This window comes from Micrococcaceae bacterium Sec5.7, assembly GCA_039636785.1.
GTDB lineage: Bacteria > Actinomycetota > Actinomycetes > Actinomycetales > Micrococcaceae > Arthrobacter.
The window spans coordinates 2,694,057-2,714,970 of record CP144169.1 but is presented as its reverse complement, the minus strand read 5'-3'; the positions used below and the strand labels follow the sequence as shown (position 1 = coordinate 2,714,970).

Here is a 20,914-nt window from a genome sequence, read left to right as displayed (position 1 = left end):
ATTCGATAAAACACTACTCCTCCGGCCCGCCCGCCTTCGCTGCGTGGGCCCTGCTGCTAACGTGGCGGCTGTGAGTGCAGCCACAGATTCAGCACCGGCCCCCGCCGGATTCGAAATACGCCAGGCAGCGCAGGCCGACTGGCCCGGCATCTGGTCCGTCCTGGAGCCCGTCATCCGGGCCGGCGAAACGTTCACCTGGGACCGCGACACCACCGAGGCGCACGCCCGCGTGCGTTGGTTCAAGGAGTTCCCCGGACAGACATTTGTGGCGTTAAACCCCGACGGCGAGGTGCTGGGGACAGGGGAACTGCACGCCAACCAGGGCGGCGGCGGGAGCCATGTGGCTAACGCCGGCTATATGGTCCACGCCGACCACGGCGGCAAGGGCGTGGCCCGCGCGCTGTGCGCATACTCCCTGGACGCCGCACGCTTGGCGGGATTCCGCGCCATGCAGTTCAACGCCGTGGTGGAAAGCAATGTCCGGGCGGTGGCTGCCTGGCAGGCCATGGGCTTCCGCATCCTGACCACGATTCCGGAGGCCTACAACCACCCGACGCTCGGCTACGTCGGCCTGCACGTGATGTCCCGGAAGCTCTAGTTGTTGTCCCGGGGTTTCTGCCAGAGCCTGCCCAGCTCCGGAAACGCCAGTTCGTAGCCGGCCAGCAGCCGTTCCGCCAGCTCCGTTGAATCGATCAGCGGGTGGCGCGCAAACGCTTCCCCGGCGGCGGCACGGTCACCTTCGCTTGCCGCACGGACGGTGAGCCGTTCCACCTCCTTGACCCGCTGCATCAGAGCCAGTTGCCGCTCGGCCGGACGGTCCTGCGGCAGCGGCACCGCGCCGTCGTCGCTCACCGTGCAGGGAACCTCGACGACGGCGTCTGCCGGCAGTCCCGGAATCGCCCGGACCGCCGTATCTGGGTCAGCCGTGGCGGTGTTCCGGGTATTGAGGATCAGCTGGGCGTCCCCGCCGCCGGACAGCGCCCGCATTACGGCGAGGGCCACGCGTTCGTAGCCGCCGCCGGCGAGGTCGTCCTCGTCTCGCTGCTCGCCGGCGGACCGGGCTTCGGCCAGATACCCTTCCTCCCGTGATCTGCGGGCGGCATCCCAGAGCCGGAAAGCATTGTCTCCGGCGGCCATGAGCCTGGGGTAGAGCACTGACTGCTGGCCGTGGATGGATTCACCCCGGGTCTGTGCCATGGCGCGCATGGCACCCGCAGCCCGGGCGGTCTCGTAGTAGTAGAACAGGTACTCGTTGGGCAAGGCGCCAAGCTGCTCGAGGAACGGCTGCCGGAAGAGCCGGCCTTCTTCGAACGTGGCCAGGGCCGCGGCGTCAGCGAGCAGGGGAGGCAACAGATCGCGTCCGCCGGACTCCAACCGGTACAGCCAGCCCAGGTGGTTCAGCCCGTAGTAGCCGACGCCGTCGAGCTTTCCCTCCGGCAACGGCACGCCGGCCGCCCTGGCCGCGCGGTACACAAGGCCGCTGGCGGAATCGCAGATTCCGATCACCCGGCGGCCCAGCACAGGTGCCAATGCCTCCGTGATCATCCCCGCCGGATTGGTGAAGTTGATCAGCCAGGCGTCGGGGCAAACCCGACGCATTTCCGTGGCGAGTTCCAGCATCCTGGGAATTGAGCGCAGCGCGTAGGAGATTCCGCCCGCGCCGGTGGTTTCCTGTCCCAGAAGGCCCAGATCCTGGGCGATGCGTTCGTCCGCGACCCGCCCGGCGGTGCCGCCGGGGCGGATGGCGGCAAACACCATGTGCGTGCCCGCCAGCGCCTCGGGCAGCGACGTGGTGCTGCGGATGGCAGGAGAAGTCCCGGCGCCCGAAGTGGAGGCCATGGCACGGAGCACGGCCTCGATGGCAGCCAGCCTGCCGGGATCGACGTCGAACAGCACCAGCTCACGGACTACCCCGGAGTAGGGGCCGGAGATCAGTGCCCGGTAGACCAGCGGAACCCGGAATCCGCCGCCACCGGCAATCATGAGCCGCATGACCAGCAGTCTATGCGCTTGCCCCGGCGGGCGGCGCGGCGCGGGTCTCTTTCGCCGGGAGCGGGCACGGCGTAGTGTGCCGAACATGGACGCGATCCCGGTACGACGATTCGATCCGCTCTCCGCTGTACGCACACCGTCGGACGCAGGCTTTGACCTGCTGCTCGCCGGGACGGTTTTCCAGGACATTATTTTCACCGGGCTGCCGCATGCGCCCGAGCCTGGGACGGAAATCTGGAGCGAGGGGATGGGCAGCTGCCCGGGCGGGGTGGCCAATCAGGCCATCGCCGCGGCCCGGCTTGGGCTGCGGACGGGGCTGGCTGCGGCCTTCGGCGATGACGGGTACGGGGACTACAACTGGAAAATCCTGGCCGGCCAGGAACACGTGGACCTCACCCTGTCCCAGCGCATCCCCGGCTGGCATTCGCCTGTCACAGTCTCCCTCAGTGTTCACAACGACCGCTCCATGGTGACCCATGGGCATCCGGCACCGGTGAGTTCATCGGAACTGATCGGTGCGCCGCCGCCTGCTGCGCTCGCCGCCGTCGCGGATCTCGGCACCGTGATGGAACCCTGGGCGCTCGCGGCCCACGACTCCGGGGTCAAGCTCTTTGGCGACGTGGGCTGGGATCCCAGCGGTGAATGGTCGTCGGCCCGGCTGGACAATCTGCAGTACTTCCACGCGTTCATGCCCAATCAGCGCGAAGCCATGGCCTTTACGGGCAAGGACGATCCGTGGGCGGCGCTGTATTCACTGGCGGACCGGGTGCCGGTGGCCGTAGTGACACTCGGGCCGCAGGGTGCCATGGCGGTGGACTCCGAAACGGGGGAGGAGGAATGGGTGCCGTCCCTGCCCGTCGCTGCCTTTGACCCCACCGGCGCCGGCGACTGTTTCGGTGCCGCCTTCATCGTGGGGAGCCTGGCCGGCTGGCCTCTGGGCGACAGGCTGAGGTTCGCCAATCTCTGCGCCTCCCTGGCCGTGCAGGAAGTCGGCGGTTCGCTCGCGGCACCTGGATGGGGCGACATCGCCGACTGGTGGCAGCGGGCCAACGCACGGCGGGAACGCCAAAGCAGCCAATGGCTGCGGCGCTATGGCTTCCTCGCCGAGATAGTCCGCGATGTGCCGCTGGAAGCGCAGCGCCGTGCCACCGCAACCATTGCCCACCTCTCCGACGCATAGATCCCAGCCGGCTGAGAGTGCCCGGAATTAAGCCCCTCGCCGCGCCGGCAGTAGAATCAATCAGGTGACTTACCCAGCATCAACAGGTGACTTCCGGCCCTCGGCAGACGCGGGGGCAACCCCTGCCTACGAACGCTCAGCCGTGATCGATCTCGGGGCCATCCGCCACAATGTGCGCCGGCTCGCGGCAGCCGCCTCGCCCGCGCAGGTCATGGCGGTGGTCAAGGCCGACGCCTACGGCCACGGTGCGGTGCCGGTAGCCCGGGCAGCCCTCGAGGCCGGAGCCCGGTGGCTCGGCGTGGCGCACATCTCGGAGGCCCTGGCGCTGCGGGCCGCGGGCATCGAAGCACCCCTTCTCGCCTGGCTGCATACCCCGGCAAGCAACTTCGGCGCGGCAGTTGCTGCCGGCGTCGACATCGGTTGCTCAGGCTGGGAGCTGGACCGGATCGTGGCAGCCGCCAGGGAGCAGGAGCGGCCGGCGCGGGTCCACCTTAAAGTGGACACGGGCCTTGGCCGCAACGGTTCCACCATTGAGGCCTGGGACCAGCTCGTGGGCGAGGCCATGGAATACCAGGACGAAGGACTCCTGCGCGTTGTGGGCATCTTCTCCCACCTGGCCGTGGCCGACGAACCCCACCGCCCCGAAACCGACGAACAGCTCGCCGCTTTCCGTGAAGTCCTGGCCATAGCCGAGGACGCCGGTGTGGATCCCGAAGTCCGTCACCTTGCCAACACCCCGGCGGCGCTCTCACGCCCGGACACCCACTTCGACCTTGTCAGGGTGGGCCTTGGCATCTACGGGCTTTCGCCGTTCGAGGGCCAGACCTCCGCTGAGCTGGGATTGCGGCCGGCCATGTCCCTGCGCACCGTGGTATCCAACTGCAAGGACGTGCCGGCGGGCCAGGGCGTCTCCTACGGGCTGAACTACCGGACACGCGGGGCAAGCACGCTGGGACTCATCCCGCTCGGCTATGCCGATGGTGTGCCGCGCGTAGCCACAGGGGGCCCCGTGCGCGTGGAGGGCGTGACGTACCCGGTTGTTGGCCGGATCGCCATGGACCAGATGGTCATCGACCTCGGCCGCCGCGGAGTGTCCGCCGGCGGCAGCAGCCTTCTTGGTGCCGAGGCACAACTCTTCGGGGACGGCTCTGAAGGCGGCCCCACGGCAGACGACTGGGCCCGGGCCGCAGGCACCAACAACTATGAAATCGTGACGCGTATCAGCCCGCGCGTGCCACGGCGCTTCATCAACGAAACGCCAACGCCATGAGCGTGCCGGGCAGCGCGGCGGAACCGCTCTGGGAACAGACACTCAAGGTCACGACGGCGGCACAGACTTCCGCGCTCGCCGCCACCTTGGGGGCAGCGCTGGAAGCCGGGGATCTCTTGGTGCTCACGGGCGAGCTGGGCGCCGGGAAAACGACGTTCACCCAGGGTCTGGGCGAAGGTTTGGGGGTCCGCGCCGGCATCATCTCACCGACGTTCGTGCTGGTCCGGATCCATCCAAACCTCTCCGACGGTCCGCGGCCCGGCGGACCGGATCTGGTCCATGTGGACGCGTACCGGCTGGAGTCCGCGTCCGAGATCGACGACATCGATCTGGAGAACACCATGGACACAGCCGTCACCGTGGTGGAGTGGGGCCGGGGAAGGGTGGAACACCTGAGCGAGAGCCGGCTTGAGGTGGAGCTGCACCGTGCCCCTGGAACCACTGCCGTTGGAACCACTGCCGTTGGAACCGGGGGCGTCGGGGCCGGCGCACCTGCCGCTGACGCAGCCGGCACATTGGATTTCGACGTGGACGACGACGAGCCCCGCACCCTGGTGATCCGGGGCTTCGGGCCACGGTGGGCGGAACGGCCCGCCCTGGCCGAGGCACTCCTTGCTGAGACACGCCCTGCCGGGGCCTTCCTTCCGAAAGCCTTCCCTGCCGCGACCGACGAAGGGGAGTCCTGATGCTCATACTTGCCATTGACACCTCGGCCGTGGCCAGCGCAGCCCTGGTCTCGGACGACGCCCTCGAGGGCGTGGTGGGCAGCTTTTCCACCGAAGACACCCGCAGCCACGCCGAAGTGCTGGCACCCGGGATCGAGCAGCTCCTGGCCACAGCCGGAATCACCGGAGCTGACATCGATGCAATCGTGACAGGGGTCGGCCCCGGGCCTTTCACCGGACTCCGATCTGGCATTGCGACCGCCCGGACGCTGGCCTATGTGTGGAACAAGCCGCTGTACGGACTGATGAGCCTGGACGCCGTTGCCCTCGAGGTGGCGGAATCCACGGCGGCCGTTCCCGAATTAATCGTTGCCACGGACGCCCGGCGGAAGGAAGTCTACTGGGCCCGGTACTCCCTGGTTGATGGCCAGCTGCCGCACCTGGTGGATGGCCCGCACGTGGGCTTCGCCAAGGATTTGCCGGACATTCCCGCATATGGCGCCGGTGCCGGACTTTATGCCGATGAAGTCCGGGCCAACCCTGATTTCAGTTCCGAGCATCCCGATGCCCTCTTCCTGGGCCAATTCGCGCTGGCACGGCTTGCCGCGGGGGAGAGCCTGCTTGATTCAACTCCGCTGTACCTCCGCGAGTCCGATGCCAGGGTGCCCGGGCCTCGGAAGCGGGCACTGTGAAAAGCACCGCCCGGCTCGCCCGGGCCGGAGTTACACTTCGGGACATGACCGCCGCAGACGTTCCCGCCGTGAACGAGCTCGAGCGAAGGCTTTTTCCGGCGGATGCGTGGCCGCTTCAGATGTTCTTCGATGAGCTATCCCAGACGGATACCCGCCGCTACCTCGTGGCTGAGGCGGACTCAGGAATAGTCGGCTACGCCGGGCTGATGTGCATAGAGCCCATCGCTGATGTGCAGACCATCGCCGTGGTTCCGGAGTTCGAAGGGAAGGGCATCGGCTCGGCACTGCTGACTGAGCTGATTGAGGAAAGCCGGCGGCGGAATGCAGCCGACGTGTTGCTCGAAGTCCGCGCGGACAATCCACGCGCCCAGCAGCTCTACCTGACGTTCGGATTCGAACAGATCCATGTCCGGCCAAGATATTACCGGGACGGCATAGATGCACTGATCATGCGGCTCCAGCTCCACGCGCCCGGAGCCGGTCCCGCTGAAGTGACCGGGACAACGGAAGCAGAACACGCATGAATCGCACCGAGCCATTGGTCCTCGGCATTGAATCCTCCTGCGACGAAACCGGCGTCGGGATCGTTCGCGGGGCGGCCCTCCTGACCAACACCGTTTCCTCCTCCATGGACGAGCATGTGAGGTTTGGCGGTGTGATCCCGGAGATCGCATCAAGGGCGCACCTTGATGCCTTTGTGCCCACACTCAGTGAGGCTCTGGCGGATGCCGGAGTGACCCTGGACGAAATCGACGCCATCGCCGTCACCTCCGGGCCCGGGCTGGCGGGCGCCCTGATGGTGGGTGTCTGCGCGGCGAAAGCCCTGGCGGTGGCTACTGGGAAACCGCTGTACGCCGTCAACCATCTGGTGGCCCATGTGGGCGTAGGACTCCTGGACGGGGGAACACCTGGCCGGCCGGGCACGGCGCACAGCCCGGTCCTGCCCCGGAACCTCGGCGCGCTCCTGGTCTCCGGTGGCCACACCGAAATATTGCGGATCCGGAATATCACGGACGACGTGGAGCTTCTCGGCTCCACGATCGACGACGCCGCCGGCGAGGCGTACGACAAGGTGGCCCGCATCCTTGGCCAGGGCTACCCCGGTGGTCCTGCCATCGACAAACTCGCGCGCGAAGGCAATCCCAAGGCAATCCGTTTCCCGCGGGGGCTCACCCAGCCCAAGTACATGGGCACCGCGGAGGAGCCCGGCAAGCACCGCTATGACTGGTCCTTCAGCGGGCTGAAGACCGCCGTGGCACGTTGCGTGGAGCAGTTCGAGGCCCGTGGCGAGGAAGTGCCGGTGGCGGACGTTGCCGCCGCATTCCAGGAAGCCGTGGTGGACGTCATCAGCTCCAAGGCAGTGCTGGCCTGCCGCGAGAACGGCATCACCAACGTGCTCCTGGGCGGCGGTGTGGCCGCCAATTCAAGGTTGCGCCAGCTGACCGAGCAACGGTGTTCGGCCGCCGGAATCACGCTGCATGTGCCGCCGCTGGAGTTGTGCACTGACAATGGCGCCATGGTGGCAGCCTTGGGTGCACAGCTGGTGATGGCAGGAGTTGAGCCCAGCGGCATCGGGTTCGCCCCGGATTCCTCCATGCCGGTCACCACGGTTTCGGCTTGAAGGCCAACGGCGGCTGGCAACTGCTGACGCAGCTGTCCGTTCAGGGCGACGGCCATGTCAATGAGGACGCCTGCGGTGTGCGTTGGCCGTCGGCCTGGGTGGTGGACGGGGCCACCCCTGTGCTGGAGCAACTCGGCCTGCCGGGCGCATCAGATCCCCAATGGTATGCGGCGCAGCTCAGCAGCCTCCTGGCTGAACACCACGACGCCGGCACAGCCCGGGATGTGCTGCGCGCAGCCCTGACGGAGCTTGATTCTCTGGCACAGACCCTCGTCGGCGATGAACGTGTGCGTTTCCCCTCGGCAGCCGTGATGGTGGCAACTGTTCACGGCGGTGTTCTTACATTTGCCTGGTTGGCCGATTGCCAGGCCGTTGCAGAGGTGGCGGACGGGAGCGTCGTCCACGTGGGCACACCGGGCGTCGATACGAGCCTCACCGCTGAGGAACACCGTGAGGCGCGCCGGCTCCGAAACACCCCTGGCCAGGTGTGGGTGGCGCGGCGGGAAGCGGATGCCGCGGATCAGGCCTTCACAGCTGAACTGACTGGAGTCACGCGGGTGGTGCTGGCAACTGACGGTGGCTGGCTCGCCGTCGAACGCGGTGTATGCACGCCGGAACAACTGCTCAAGGCGGCGTCCTCGACGCAGGGGGTGCTCGACGTCGTGATGCGGCTGCGGTCCGAGCAGGAACGGCTCGGCGAAAGTGCTGACGACACCACCGTTCTCGCGGTAGGGCTCAGAATCTAGGGACGCGCCATGGGCTGCTCAGGCGGTAGGACCGTTGCGCATCTGCCTGACCAGGTCCAGCACGACTGCCTGGAGGTCTCCGCCGTGCTCGGCGGCGACGCGGCGCTGGCGCTGGTAGCCGGCGCCCCGGCGGATGATCTTCTCGACGTCGGCCAGCTCATCGGAGCAGTCCAGCTTTGCCGCGATGGGCTCCAGCCGGTTGAGGGTCTCAAGCAGGTGCTCGGTGACGAGCTGTTCCTTGCCTTCGGCATCCAGGATGATGATGGCTTCGAGGCCGTACCGCGCCGCACGCCATTTGTTTTCCTGGGTATGCCAGGGCGGCATGGTGGGGATGGAGCCGCCGTTGTCCAGGGTGGTGGAGAACTCGTGAACCAGGCACTGCGTCAGCGCAGCGATGGCCCCCACTTCCTCGAGAGTGGCCAGGCCGTCGCAGATCCGCATTTCGATGGTGCCGAGGTTCGGCACCGGCCGGATGTCCCAGCGGATCTCCGAAAGCGTATCGATCACGCCGGTGGTGAACATGTCCTGGACATAGGACTCGTACTCTTCCCAGTTGGGGAACTGGAAAGGCAGACCGGCGGTGGGCAGCTGCTGGAACATCAGCGCACGGTGCGAGGCATAGCCGGTGTCCTCACCGCCCCAGTATGGGCTGGAGGCGGACAGTGACTGGAAATGCGGGAAGTAATTGACCAGCCCGTCAAGCACCGGCAGAACTTTGTCGCGCCGGTCCAGGCCGACGTGCACGTGGACGCCGTAAATGACCATCTGGCGGCCCCACCACTGGGTGCGGTCAATCAGCTTGGCGTACCGTGCCTTGTCCGTCACCGGCTGGAGCTGCGGCGGGCTGAACGGGTGGCTTCCCGCGGAGAAGACTTCCACACCCATGGGATCGGTGATCTCGCGCACTGCGGCCAGGGACCTGCTGAGGTCTTCTTTGGCTTCCGCTGCGGTCTCGCAGATGCCTGTGACGAGTTCCACTGTATTAAGCAGCAGTTCCTGCTTGATGTGCGGGTGTTCGTCGTCCTCATTGAGCTCGGGATGCTTGGCAGCCACGCCGCGGAGCACCTGGTTGGCAACAGAGGCCAATTCCCCGGTCTGCCCGTCCACGAGGGCAAGCTCCCATTCCACACCAAGAGTTGATTGCCTGGATGATGCGAAATCAATCTTCACGTGGTCCCCTAACTGTTCTGTTGTCCGTAGCTCCGGCCGCTTCTGGCAGGTCCATTCGGAAGGGGAGGCGGGCAGGGCAACGAGTGTTTCAAGTCTAATGCAGGGGTAGCATCGAGATGATGGCTTGGTTACAGGGAGCGCGTGAGAGTTTTCACAGACTGATGCTCACGGCGGCGGCGCTGACGGTATTGCTGGCGGCGTCATCCTGTCTGCCGGCACCCTCCCCAGCTGAGTCGGGGGCGGAATCCGCGTCAGGACCGGCCACCCCAGGGTCCGCCACCTCCGGATCACAGCCGACGACGCCGGCACCCGCCGCCACTGCTCCCTCACCGGATCCCGGGGTAAAGCCGCTGGGCTGGGGCCCGCAGCAGAGTGACGTTGATGCTGCCAGTGCGGCACTGGCCAAAATGAACCTCAGCCAGAAGGCCGGACAGGTCCTGATGCCCTTTTATGCCGGACTGGATTACGAGGCCCAGGCCGCCAGGATTGAGCGGCTCCATCTGGCCGGTTCCATCATCATGGGCGACAACGTCCCCAAAACTGTTGACGGTCTGGTGGATACCGCCGCAATGGCCACCGTCACCAAGCGTCTGTCCGGGGCCGCGCGGTCGGACGGCCGCGGTTGGCCCGGGTTGATCGGTGTGGACCAGGAAGGCGGTGAGGTGGCCAGGCTGGGGGCTCCGCTGACCGAATGGCCGTCGCCCATGAGCTACGGTGCCGCTGGAAGCGTACCTCTTGCAACCGAGTCCGGCCGCGCCCTCGCCGCGGAACTGGCGCCGTTGGGCTTCAATGTGGACTTCGCACCGGACGCGGACGTCACCATCGGCGCGTCAGATCCCACTATCGGCGCACGGTCAATGTCCGCCAGCCCGGACGCGGCGGCCAAACTGGGGGTCGGCTTCTTCCGTGGAATGCTGGCCGGCGGGATGCTGCCTGCCGTCAAGCACTTTCCCGGCCACGGCTCTGTCACGGTGGATTCACATGAGGGCCTTCCGGTCCAGAACGCAACTGTGGCCCAGCTCCGGGCCAAGGACTGGAAGCCGTTCAAGGCCGCCGTTGACGCTGGGGCTCCCATGGTCATGACGGGGCACATCGCCGTGACGGCACTGGAGCCGGGAGTTCCGGCGTCGCTTTCGAAACCCGCATATGCAGCGCTGCGGGGGATGGGCTTCACAGGTGTGGCCGTGACGGATGCGCTAAACATGGGTGCGGTGCAGAAACAGTTTCCCAACGGATCCGCCGCGCCGCGGGCACTGGCTGCCGGGGCGGATCTGTTGCTGATGCCGGCCGATGTTGAACAGGCCCATGCCGCGATCGTCAGTGCTGCTACGGCGGGCACCCTGCCGGCGGCGCGCCTGGATGAGGCCGCCCGGCGTGTAGCCACCATGATGATCTGGCGGGAGCGGGAGCATGCCAAGGCGGCACCGGGGGCGGCGCCGGGGAGCGGCAACACGCTCTCGACGAAAGTTTCCGCGGCAGCAGTCACCATCCTCGCCGGCCCATGCAAGGGACCCATGGTGCCCGGCTCCGTGCGGGTTGCGGGCGGTTCTGCGCAGGACAGGGCACGGTTCGAAGCAGCTGCGCAGGAAGCAGGAGTCGGGCTTGGCACCGGCCCGCTGGTGAGCCTCATCGGATACGGCGGCAGACCCGTTGACGGCCACATCGCGGTGGCGCTTGACGCACCGTGGGCTCTGGCCGGATCCACAGCACCTGCCAAAATTGCCTTGTACGGCCGCAGTCCGGGAGCCTTCAAGGCGTTGCTTGCTGTTCTGACGGGCAAGGCGCCGGCCCCCGGAAACCTGCCGTCAGCCTTCGGAGGTTTCCGTGCAGGGGCAGGCTGTCCCTGAGTCGTTTTGCTAATGAGAACTATTTGCAATTAGACTCGCGGGATGCACCTTTCCCTCGTCAGCTCGCTTGATACGCAGTGCCGCCAGACGGCCACCGCCCGACTGGGCCAGACTCATACCAGCTCCGTAGTGGTCCACCATGATCTGCTTGAAGGCTCCATTGTGCTTCGCCGGATATTCAGCGCCGGAGTGCTGACGGAGCGGGTGGAGACCGCCCTTGAACACGGCTGCCTCAGCTGCACCGTCCGGCTGGATATTGTCCCCACCGTGGAGCGTCTCATGAGTGCCGGCTACCACCATGCCGTGCTTGGCCTGCCGCCAGGTGTGTCGGTGGAGATGGCAGTAGCCGCCCTCGCCGAGGGGCTGGATCGTCCGGTTACGGTGGACAACGCCGTACTCGCGGTTGATCCGGCCGAACTGGAAGACCAGATCCGGGACCGTCACACACTGTATGCATCCGGGTTCACATCCATGCCGGGCGATGACCGCACCAGCGGGGAATTCCTGATTGGCGAACTCTCACACGTGGACACAGTCATGGTCCAGCCGGGCCTCAGCTCGGAACTGGCGGGTGCGTCACGCGAGGAGAGCGCCCACTGGAGCCGCGGGCTGGAGTTGATGTCGCAGCTGGCGCCGCATGCCGTTGTGGCCGGTGCGGCGGACGAATTCAAGCCTGGTTGCTACGACGGACGAGAAGCCGTGTCCCGGTCGCGCAGGGGAGCGGTGCGAATCCCGGTCCAGGAACGGACCGGCCGGTTCCGAACCGTCCTCCACCGCGTGGAGCGCCCGCTGCACCCGGCCCGTTTCCGGCTGGCGCTGCCCCGCCTCGCCGCAGGGTCCCACTGGATGCGTGGCCGGCTGTGGATCGCCTCGGCGGCAGACCTCAGGATTGCGCTGCAGGGAATCGGACCGAGGGTCTGGTTTGAAAGCACGGGCCAATGGCTCGACTGCCGCGAAGCCTGGTCTGCGGGGAGCGGTGGCAACAACCCCGGAACGGCCGCCGGTGCCGGAGCAGCCGACGCCGACGCCGACGCCGACGCGGCGCTGGGCTGGCACCCCGACTTCGGGGACCGGGGGACCGTAGTGGCCATCACCGGCCGGGACCGGGACATTGACGCCGCAGAAATCAAAGCGCTGCTGGATGGCTGCCAGCTCAGCGATGAGGAAATGCGACTGGATTTCAGCACCCTCGAGGATCCGCTGGAACTGGGGCTAAGCCTCTGAAACTCATGGACCGTCCACATTGAATACCACCCGTTACTGGAGGAAAAGATAATGAAAGTCAGAAACTCTCTGCGCGCCCTCAAGAAGATCCCGGGATCGCAGATAGTGCGGCGCCGCGGCAGGACCTTCGTCATCAACAAGAAGAATCCACGGCTGAAGGCCCGCCAGGGGTGACAGCTGTGGGTTTAATGGTGCTGTGCCCATTCTGAACAAAGACATGACCCTCTGCATCTCGCTTTCGGCCCGGCCGAGCAACAACGGGACGCGCTTCCATAACCACCTGTATCAGCAGCTTGGGCTGAACTGGATCTACAAGGCCTTCGCCCCCACAGATCTGGCCCAGGCCATAGCCGGAGTCCGCGGACTCGGCATCCGCGGCTGCGCGGTCTCCATGCCGTACAAGGAGGACGTGATCGCCCTCGTGGACGTGATGGATCCTTCGGCCAAGGCGATCGATTCAGTGAACACCATCGTCAACGACGGCGGCCGGCTCACGGCCTACAACACGGACTACACCGCGATTGAGCAATTGCTCGAGCGCAATGCCGTGCCCACCGGCTACTCGGTGCTGCTCAAGGGCGCCGGCGGGATGGCTAAAGCCACCGCAGCGGCGCTGCGTGACGCCGGATTCAAGGATGTAACAGTGGTCGCCCGGAACGAGGCTTCCGGCCGGGCGCTCGCAGAGCAGTATGGGTTCACCTGGCAGGCAGGGCTCGACGGCGGCACGGCGGACCTGATCATCAACGTCACACCTATTGGTATGAAAGGCGGTATGAAAGGCGGTATGAAAGGCGGTATGAAAGGCGGTATGAAAGGCGGTATGAAAGGCGGTATGAAAGGCGGTATGAAAGGCGGTATGAAAGGCGGTATGAAAGTCGGCATGAAAGTCGGCATGAAAGTCGGCATGGCCGGGGATCCTGAAGCGGAATCGCTTTCCTTCCCCACTGAGGTGATCGAAGCCGCGAAGGTGGTGTTCGACGTCGTCGCACTGCCGGCGGAAACCCCGCTCATCAAGGCCGCCCGGGCGGCCGGCAAGCCGGTCATCACGGGGGCCGAAGTGGCCACCATCCAGGCTCTGGAACAGTTTGTGCTCTACACCGGGATCCGGCCCACGGAGCAGCAGATCCGGGACGCGGAAGAGTTCATGCGGGCGCAGTAGCCGTCCGCGTGGAAACCCCGCGTGGAAACTAAACGGGCTCCACCGAGATGGCCACCCTGTCCTCGCCGATCCGGGTGAGGACCAGGGTGGCCGCCTTCTTGCCTGCGCTTCTTCCTCCGGTGGCCTTTCCTCCGGACTTTCCGCCCTGCAGCAGCTGCCTCCGGAGTTCTTCGGGGGTGACGGACGTGCCCCTCTTCTTGATGTCCAGCACGCTGATGTTGTGCAGTTTCACCCAGGCCTTGAGCGCCTTGACGTTGAAGGGCATGACCTCAAGGACCTTGTAAGCCCGGGCAAACGGGGTGTCCAGCAATTCCGGCGCGCAGATGTAGGCAATGTGTTCATCCACGAGGTGGCCGCCCAGCTGAAGGGCGACGTCGGCCACCAGGCCGGCGCGGATCACGGCACCGTCAGGCTCATACAGATAGCCGGCCACGGGGCCTACGGGTGCCGCCGGGCCGGCGGCGAAATCTTCAGTGCTGGTGATTTCCGCCGCCCCCTGCGGGCCGAGCAGCAACGCTGCCCGGCGAATGCCGGGCCGGCTCACCTTGTTGAACCAAAGGGTCACCTCGGTGACATCTCCGCCAACGGACACCCACTGGGCTTCGCAGCCGGCGGGCACCGACTCATGCGGCATGCCAGGCCCCATCTTGACGCCCACTGCACGCCCCGAGCCAGCCAGGGACTCCACAAAGGACAGCGGAGGGGAGAATGCTTCAGGGTCCCAGATCCGCTTGGTTCCGGACGTCGATGTGGTGCGGCGCGCCGGATCCAGCCACACGCCGTCCACTCCTTCGAGGGAAAAGGACATGGCGTCGGCATGGACCACGGTGGCCTGCGGGAAGGGGATGAGGTTCATGGTGGCGCACGCGGCCGTAGCCTCGTCATATTCCACGGCGGTGACCGTCAGGTCCATGGAAGCCATTGCCATGGAGTCGGCGCCGAGCCCGCATCCGAGGTCGGCCACGTGTGTGGCCCCGGCCTGAACAAAGCGCTCGGCATGCCGCGCCGCCACATTTAGCCTGGTCGCCTGTTCCAGACCTGCCCGGGTGAAGAGCATCTGCCGCGCGAACTCGCCGAACTTGCTCTCCGCCCGGGTGCGAAGCCGGGACTGGGTCAGCACGGCAGAAACGAGCGCGGGGGAGTGACCGGCCTTGCGGAGGGCGGAATTGAGTTCAAAGGCCTGGTCCTCGCGGTAGGGACCAAGGGATGCCAACAGCTCCCAGCCTTCGCTGGTGAGGAGCGGTGCGATCTGGTCCTGCAGAGCTTCAGCCATGGCATCAAGCGTAGTGGAGGGGGTCGGGGGCCAGTTGCCGATAGGGTTGATGGCATGGAAGACAGCGCAACTCCGCAACCCGCCGAGCAACCCGTATCCAACCGCCGGGGCCTTGTGAAGTATGCCAGGCCGGCGCTGATCGCCGGAGCTGCAGTCGCCATCGTCTGCATTGCACTGCTGGCGATTATTTTCGCACTGGATGCTTTCAACGCCACCGTATATTCGGTCGGCGGCAAGAACATTAACGACGCCACCGACGAAGCCCGCGACATCCGCGGTCTGTATTCCGCTGCGCGCATAGGCGGCATTGTGTTTCTCATTGTGTCCGCGCTGACAGCTGCAGCTGCCGCTCTTGTCCTCTACCGCAAGCGCAACGCCTCCGCCGACGAGGAAAACGACAACGGTGAAGACGTCGATTTCGACGACCTGGCAGGCCGCTGACAGGCGCTTCGCGGCGTTCACCCATGACGAAATGCTGGCACTCGCCTTGACCGAGTGCTAACCACTTACATAGAGTCTTCATTGGCACTCTCCCTAGGAGGGTGCTAACACCCAAAGCACTACCAGCCAGGCAGCTGCCGGCACCGCGACGACGGTTTGCACGCCATGGCACCACAGTTTTATAGTCCATAAATTTGCTGACGAAGAAGGAGAGGTCCGAGTGTCGGTCTCTATTAAGCCTCTTGAGGATCGTATTGTTGTCCGCCCGCTCGAAGCCGAGCAGACCACGGCTTCCGGCCTGGTTATCCCGGACTCCGCGCAGGAGAAGCCGCAGGAAGGCGAAGTTGTTGCAGTAGGCCCCGGCCGCTTTGACGACAACGGCAACCGCGTTCCGATTGACGTCGCCACCGGCGACGTTGTCATCTACTCCAAGTACGGCGGAACTGAAGTCAAGACCGGCGGCACTGACTACCTTGTGCTGTCCGCCCGCGACGTTCTGGCGATCGTCGTCAAGTAACTCTTTGGATCCCCGTGCCGCTGATCTTGTCTGACACGATCAGCAGCGCGGGGTTCTGTCTTGAAAGGACAAAACCATGGCAAAGCAGCTTGCGTTTAACGACGCTGCCCGCCGGTCTCTTGAGGCCGGCATTGATAAGCTCGCCGACACTGTCAAGGTGACGCTCGGCCCCCGCGGCCGCAACGTTGTACTGGACAAAAAGTGGGGCGCCCCCACAATCACCAACGATGGCGTGACCATCGCACGTGAAATCGAGCTGGATGACCCGTATGAGAACCTCGGCGCTCAGCTGGCCAAAGAAGTAGCTACCAAGACCAACGACGTCGCCGGTGACGGAACGACCACCGCAACCGTCCTCGCACAGGCCCTGGTCAAGGAAGGCCTGCGCAACGTTGCGGCAGGCGCCGCTCCGGGTCAGATCAAGCGTGGAATCGAGGTTTCGGTTGAGGCCGTTGCCGCGCGTCTGCTCGAGAACGCCCGCCCGGTTGAAGGCACCCAGGTCGCCAACGTTGCCTCCATCTCCGCACAGAGCGACGAGGTAGGCGAGCTCCTGGCCGAGGCATTCGGCAAGGTCGGCAAGGATGGTGTGATCACCATCGAGGAATCCTCGACCACGCAGACCGAACTGGTCCTCACCGAGGGCATGCAGTTCGACAAGGGCTACCTGTCCCCGTACTTCGTCACCGACGCAGAACGCCAGGAAGCTGTCCTTGAGGACGCGCTCATCCTGATCAACCAGGGCAAGATCTCCTCGGTCGCGGACTTCCTTCCGTTGCTGGAGAAGGCTCTTCAGAGCTCCAAGCCGCTGTTCATCATTGCCGAGGACGTCGACGGCGAGGCGCTCTCCACGCTGATCGTCAACCGCATCCGCGGCACCCTGAACGTGGTTGCCGTCAAGGCCCCGGGCTTCGGCGACCGCCGCAAGGCCATGCTGCAGGACATTGCCACCCTCACCGGTGCGCAGGTTGTTTCGCCCGAACTGGGCCTCAGCCTGGATTCCGTTGGCCTTGAGGTGCTTGGCACTGCCCGCCGCATCACAGTCACCAAGGACAACACCACCATCGTTGACGGTGCAGGTTCCGCCGAGGACGTCGCAGCACGGGTTTCCCAGCTGCGCGCCGAGCTGACCCGCACCGATTCCGATTGGGACAAGGAAAAGCTGCAGGAACGCCTGGCCAAACTGGCCGGCGGCATCGGCGTGATCAAGGTTGGCGCAGCCACCGAGGTCGAGCTGAAGGAAAAGAAGCACCGCATCGAGGACGCTGTGTCCTCCACCCGCGCTGCCCTCGAAGAAGGCATCGTTTCCGGTGGCGGCTCTGCACTGATCCACGCACTGAAGGCTCTGGACGAGGATCCCTCGGTCAAGGCACTGGAAGGCGACGCAGCTGCTGCTGTGGGCATCGTCCGCCGCGCCCTGACCCAGCCGCTGCGCTGGATCGCCCAGAACGCTGGCTTTGACGGCTACGTTGTGGCCGCCAAGGTGGCCGAACTGGACCCCAACCACGGCTTCAACGCCATGTCCGGCCAGTACGAGGACCTCATCGCAGCCGGCGTCATTGACCCGGTCAAGGTGACCCGCGCTGCCCTCCGCAACGCGGCCTCCATCGCCGCACTGGTTCTCACCACCGAGACGCTGGTTGTTGAGAAGCCCGCTGACGAAGACGAGCACGCAGGGCACAGGCACTAGCTTGTAGCCTCGCAGGCAGTTCAACAGGTCCGGCACCCCGGTGGGTGCCGGACCTGTCTGTTTTCCCCGCTGATTCCGGCCTGTGCCCTGCTGCCGATCCCCCCTGGACTCTGGCGGTTCAGGTGCGCTGTGCCTTGCGCCGGAGCCGCTCAGCCGTACTCCCGGGAAGCCGTTTCGTAATGAGGCTGTAGAAGTAGAGCACCGCGACCGCAGCCACCACGATCCCCACGAGGTTCAGCAGCAGCTGGAGAGCCGAACCTGCGGCCTTCCCGGATTCACCCAGAACCAGTGCGACGGCGACGAATCCCGCGGCCGGAACCGTGGTCACCGAGATGAAAACCCCGATCAGGGCCGCCGAACGCCTGCTGATCATCGAGAGCATTCCGGCCGCACCGGCCAGGACCGCGACTATGAGGGAGTACGGGCCCGGATGGTAAATGAACTCGACCGCCGATCCCCGGTCAAGGATGTCCGCCGGGAACAACCCCACGGCTGCGGACAGCCTGGTGGTCAGCGCAGCGGCCAGCATGGCAACAGGAAATCCGATGGCGAGAGCCACAGCAGCGTCCCGGCCAATCCGCCACTTGCGCCTGGCAAGGGACACTGCCAGCGCCGCCAGCGGACCGAATTCCGGACCGATGGCCATGGCCCCCACAATCGCGATGGTTGAATCCGTCACGATGCCGATTGCGGCCAGCTGGGTGGCGAGCAGAAGGAACGCCAGATAGCTCCAGGTGAGCCGTGCGTCCTCGCCGGTCTGGCGGGTAACTTCGTCCCAAACCACCGAGTCGGCGCCCTGACCCGGCGCGGCGGCCTCGGCCTTGTCCGCGCGGTCTGAAAGGACCAGCTCCGGCATCCAGACGGACACGGATCCCAGCTCCTGGATCTTCAGCGCGTGGAGTTTCTCCATCAGTTCTTCAACGGCCTCGCGGGCAATCTGTACTGTGATCACATCGCCGGGTGGGAGTATCGAGGCCCCCGGATGCACAGCTACCTCCGCTGTGCCTGTCTGTTGCGTGCAGCTTTCAACCACCAGGGCAGACAGCTCCGCTGGCACAAAAATTCGCATCTGCACGATCAAGCGAAGACCCCTTCCACCTAGGGTAAGCGTAGCCGTCGATTCGTATTGAACATCACGAATTGATAACATGGGTGATTTGGGCAACCGCTTTGAGAGGTTTTTTGTGTCGATAGCGAGAACCACCCCGTCGCCGGGCCATGTGCAAGGCGCGGAGCCCGCGAGCCAAAGACCGAACTACCGCCCGGAAGTACAAGGGCTTCGGGCCCTGGCCGTTCTGATGGTGGTCACCTATCACGTGTGGCTCGGCCGGGTGTCCGGCGGCGTGGACATCTTCCTGCTCATTTCGGCATTCCTGCTGACGCTTTCCTTTGTGCGGAAAGTTGAAAGCGGTAAACCCCTCCGGCTGGTGACGCACTGGCTGCACCTGTTCAAGCGGCTGCTGCCCGCCGCCGTCGTAGTTATTCTGGGTACGCTGGCAGGCACCTGGCTGATCATCCCGCAGAGCCGCTGGCCGGACATTCTGGACCAGGCGTGGGCCTCGCTCCTCTACCGCCAGAACTGGCTCCTTGCAGACACCGCGGTGGACTACTACGCGCAGGACCACTCCGGTGCCAGCCCGCTGCAGCACTTCTGGTCCCTGTCCATCCAGGGGCAGGTGTTCATCCTGTGGCCGCTGGTGTTCGCCGGCACGGCCATCCTGTGGCGATTGCTCCGTCGGATGCCCGGGCGGTTGGCCAGCATCAAGTACCGCGTGGTGCTGATTGTTCCCTTCGGCGCGATCTTCATAGCGTCCCTGCTGTATTCCATTGACCAGACCGCCGCCAACCAGGCCTACGCGTATTTTGATACCCGTGCGAGGCTCTGGGAGTTCGCACTGGGCTCCCTCCTGGCTCTCTTCCTGCCGTACCTGAAACCGGGCAGGGCACTGCGGGTGGTGCTGGGCTGGGCAGGCCTGGTGGCAATGATTGCGTGCGGGCTGGTGTTGACCGTGGACAGGTCCTTCCCCGGGTTCATCGCCCTGTGGCCGACCCTGGCTGCCGCCGCCATCATCGTGGCCGGCCAGAGCGGAAGCCGGTTCGGAGCGGACCGGCTGCTGGGCTGGAAACCGCTCGTACGGCTGGGCGACAATTCCTATGCCCTGTATCTGTGGCACTGGCCGCTCCTGGTCCTTGCCCTGGCCGGCGCGGACATCACCGCCCCTGACCTGGTCCAGGGCCTGGCCATTGTGGCAGGAGCGATCCTGCTGGCGGTACTGACCACCAAGTTCGTCGAAAAACCCCTGCGCGAATGGCACTGGCCTGAACTGCGTGCCTGGCGTACCGCCGTCGTGATTGTGGCCTGCGGTGCGCTGCTGGCCGGCCCTGTGGCTGTCTGGCAGACCCAACTGACAGCCGAAGAGGCTGCTGCCGATGCCCAGCCCCGGGAGCTGACTCCCGGTGCCGCGGTGCTGGCGCCGGAAAACGCGGGCAAGCCCATGCCGGAGGCAAAAATCATTCCGGCCCCGGCCGCCATGGAAAACGAATGGGCCGACATCGATGGCCTGTGCGCGGACGAAAATGTCCCCACTGATCCACTGCTCGAAGGCTGCCTGCAGAACACCAAGCCGGACGCCGTCACCAAGCGGATCGTGGTGCTGGGCGATTCCCACGCCCAGCAGTACATGGCCGCCCTGGGTCCCATCGCCAAACAGCGCGGTTGGGAAGTGGTGACCCTGCTACGGGGTGATTGCCGGTTCGGGGCAGAGTCACCTGAGCGTGATGCGGGGTGTAACGCCTTCAACCGGGCCGGCGCCGCCTACGTCATGGAGCATCGGCCCGATGCAGTGTTCACGGTTGCTTCGCTGACCCATGCGGAAGCTCCTTTTGAAACCGAGGTGCCGGGCTACCTTGACGGCATCAAGCAGTTCACTGACGCCGGCATGGACGTGGTGGGGGTCAGAGACAACCCGCGTTTCCGTACCAACATGCCCGAATGTGTCCAGAAGAACGGGGCGGATGCGCCGGAGTGCAACCCGCCGCTCAACGAGTCACTTGCGGCGTCATCACCCCTGGACGATTACCGCGGCAAGGTGGAGGACCTGCACCTGATGGACCTGAGTGACTTCATCTGCGCCGACGGCACCTGTCCCGCAGTGGTGGGCAACGTCTACGTCTACAAGGACGACAACCACCTCACCAAAACGTACGTCGAAAGCATGATTCCCATGTTCGAGAAGCGGCTGCTGGCTGCCACAGGATGGAAATAATGCCCGCGTCTTGAGCGCGCTCCCGCGGAAGGCAGGCCCACCGGCCCTCCTCCCGCGCGTGCCTTTGCTCACATTGCCGCTCCGGAATATGGGGATCGCCGCGAAGGTTCTAGTATTTATGCAAGACTTCTGCACCAACTTCTGCACAGGCCAGTCCCGTAATA

The 20,914-nt window shown here is 65.4% G+C and carries 20 protein-coding genes; 16 read left to right on the top strand and 4 right to left on the bottom strand.

Features of this window, described 5'->3' with window-relative positions:
• Positions 1-70: 70 nt before the first annotated feature.
• The gene (locus tag V3C33_12890) at positions 71-598 is read left to right on the top strand and encodes a GNAT family N-acetyltransferase (GenBank protein ID XAS66390.1); all 528 of its coding nucleotides are present in this window, start codon (positions 71-73) and stop codon (positions 596-598) included.
• Here the strand turns inward: V3C33_12890 and V3C33_12885 are convergent.
• Positions 595-1,992: a 6-phospho-beta-glucosidase gene (locus V3C33_12885; GenBank protein ID XAS66389.1), complete on the bottom strand. Its 1,398-nt coding sequence runs from the start codon at positions 1,990-1,992 to the stop codon at positions 595-597. The genes V3C33_12890 and V3C33_12885 overlap by 4 nt on opposite strands.
• Before the next feature lie 85 nt (positions 1,993-2,077).
• On the opposite strand from V3C33_12885, the gene V3C33_12880 reads away from it, so the two are divergent.
• The 7 genes from V3C33_12880 (at position 2,078) to V3C33_12850 (ending at position 8,166) form a co-directional block, all read left to right on the top strand.
• Complete coding sequence (locus V3C33_12880; GenBank protein ID XAS66388.1) at positions 2,078-3,172, top strand: PfkB family carbohydrate kinase; 1,095 nt, start codon at positions 2,078-2,080, stop codon at positions 3,170-3,172.
• Positions 3,173-3,236: 64 nt separating this feature from the next.
• A complete protein-coding gene (gene alr / locus V3C33_12875; protein XAS66387.1) occupies positions 3,237-4,442 on the top strand; it encodes an alanine racemase in 1,206 nt (401 codons plus the stop codon).
• Positions 4,439-5,128 carry a tRNA (adenosine(37)-N6)-threonylcarbamoyltransferase complex ATPase subunit type 1 TsaE gene (gene tsaE / locus V3C33_12870; GenBank protein ID XAS66386.1) on the top strand — a complete coding sequence of 230 codons (690 nt, stop codon included), beginning with the start codon at positions 4,439-4,441 and terminating at the stop codon, positions 5,126-5,128. Before alr ends, tsaE begins: the two co-directional genes overlap by 4 nt.
• The gene (gene tsaB / locus V3C33_12865) at positions 5,128-5,799 is read left to right on the top strand and encodes a tRNA (adenosine(37)-N6)-threonylcarbamoyltransferase complex dimerization subunit type 1 TsaB (GenBank protein ID XAS66385.1); all 672 of its coding nucleotides are present in this window, start codon (positions 5,128-5,130) and stop codon (positions 5,797-5,799) included. Before tsaE ends, tsaB begins: the two co-directional genes overlap by 1 nt.
• A gap of 44 nt (positions 5,800-5,843) precedes the next feature.
• Positions 5,844-6,323 (top strand): ribosomal protein S18-alanine N-acetyltransferase, encoded by a 480-nt coding sequence (rimI, locus tag V3C33_12860; GenBank protein XAS66384.1) that lies wholly within the window; start codon positions 5,844-5,846, stop codon positions 6,321-6,323.
• On the top strand, positions 6,320-7,420 hold the full coding sequence (tsaD, locus tag V3C33_12855) for a tRNA (adenosine(37)-N6)-threonylcarbamoyltransferase complex transferase subunit TsaD (GenBank protein ID XAS66383.1): 1,101 nt from the start codon (positions 6,320-6,322) through the stop codon (positions 7,418-7,420). Before rimI ends, tsaD begins: the two co-directional genes overlap by 4 nt.
• Positions 7,417-8,166 (top strand): hypothetical protein, encoded by a 750-nt coding sequence (locus V3C33_12850; GenBank protein ID XAS66382.1) that lies wholly within the window; start codon positions 7,417-7,419, stop codon positions 8,164-8,166. The genes tsaD and V3C33_12850 overlap by 4 nt, the downstream gene beginning before the upstream one ends.
• An 18-nt stretch (positions 8,167-8,184) precedes the next feature.
• On the opposite strand, the gene V3C33_12845 is transcribed toward V3C33_12850, so the two are convergent.
• Entirely contained in the window at positions 8,185-9,336 is a 1,152-nt protein-coding gene (locus V3C33_12845) for a glutamate--cysteine ligase (GenBank protein XAS66381.1), read from the bottom strand.
• Between the two features lie 407 nt (positions 9,337-9,743).
• Here V3C33_12845 and V3C33_12840 point away from each other — a divergent pair, with 407 nt between their 5' ends.
• Genes V3C33_12840 through V3C33_12825 form a run of 4 tightly spaced genes read left to right on the top strand, consistent with a single transcriptional unit; the run spans position 9,744 to position 13,566 of the window.
• Complete coding sequence (locus V3C33_12840; GenBank protein ID XAS69736.1) at positions 9,744-11,183, top strand: glycoside hydrolase family 3 N-terminal domain-containing protein; 1,440 nt, start codon at positions 9,744-9,746, stop codon at positions 11,181-11,183.
• Positions 11,184-11,225: 42 nt separating this feature from the next.
• Positions 11,226-12,407 carry a GTP-binding protein gene (locus tag V3C33_12835; GenBank protein XAS66380.1) on the top strand — a complete coding sequence of 394 codons (1,182 nt, stop codon included), beginning with the start codon at positions 11,226-11,228 and terminating at the stop codon, positions 12,405-12,407.
• Between the two features lie 51 nt (positions 12,408-12,458).
• Positions 12,459-12,581, top strand: a complete 123-nt coding sequence (ykgO, locus tag V3C33_12830; protein XAS66379.1) for a type B 50S ribosomal protein L36 — start codon at positions 12,459-12,461, stop codon at positions 12,579-12,581.
• A gap of 22 nt (positions 12,582-12,603) precedes the next feature.
• On the top strand, positions 12,604-13,566 hold the full coding sequence (locus V3C33_12825; protein XAS66378.1) for a shikimate 5-dehydrogenase: 963 nt from the start codon (positions 12,604-12,606) through the stop codon (positions 13,564-13,566).
• Positions 13,567-13,594: 28 nt separating this feature from the next.
• Here the strand turns inward: V3C33_12825 and V3C33_12820 are convergent, their stop codons facing one another.
• On the bottom strand, positions 13,595-14,839 hold the full coding sequence (locus tag V3C33_12820; protein XAS66377.1) for a class I SAM-dependent methyltransferase: 1,245 nt from the start codon (positions 14,837-14,839) through the stop codon (positions 13,595-13,597).
• A 54-nt stretch (positions 14,840-14,893) separates the two neighbouring features.
• Between V3C33_12820 and V3C33_12815 the strand changes: the two genes are divergently transcribed.
• The 3 genes from V3C33_12815 to groL all read left to right on the top strand — a co-directional run bounded on the left by V3C33_12815 (position 14,894) and on the right by groL (position 17,484).
• Positions 14,894-15,280 (top strand): hypothetical protein, encoded by a 387-nt coding sequence (locus V3C33_12815; GenBank protein XAS66376.1) that lies wholly within the window; start codon positions 14,894-14,896, stop codon positions 15,278-15,280.
• Between the two features lie 220 nt (positions 15,281-15,500).
• Positions 15,501-15,797: a co-chaperone GroES gene (groES, locus tag V3C33_12810; GenBank protein ID XAS66375.1), complete on the top strand. Its 297-nt coding sequence runs from the start codon at positions 15,501-15,503 to the stop codon at positions 15,795-15,797.
• A 76-nt stretch (positions 15,798-15,873) separates the two neighbouring features.
• Positions 15,874-17,484 carry a chaperonin GroEL gene (gene groL, locus V3C33_12805; protein XAS66374.1) on the top strand — a complete coding sequence of 537 codons (1,611 nt, stop codon included), beginning with the start codon at positions 15,874-15,876 and terminating at the stop codon, positions 17,482-17,484.
• 118 nt (positions 17,485-17,602) lie between these two features.
• Here the strand turns inward: groL and V3C33_12800 are convergent, their stop codons facing one another.
• Positions 17,603-18,565 (bottom strand): DUF389 domain-containing protein, encoded by a 963-nt coding sequence (locus V3C33_12800; GenBank protein XAS66373.1) that lies wholly within the window; start codon positions 18,563-18,565, stop codon positions 17,603-17,605.
• A 139-nt stretch (positions 18,566-18,704) separates the two neighbouring features.
• Here V3C33_12800 and V3C33_12795 point away from each other — a divergent pair, with 139 nt between their 5' ends.
• The gene (locus tag V3C33_12795) at positions 18,705-20,750 is read left to right on the top strand and encodes an acyltransferase family protein (GenBank protein XAS69735.1); all 2,046 of its coding nucleotides are present in this window, start codon (positions 18,705-18,707) and stop codon (positions 20,748-20,750) included.
• The last annotated feature ends 164 nt before the right edge of the window (positions 20,751-20,914 follow it).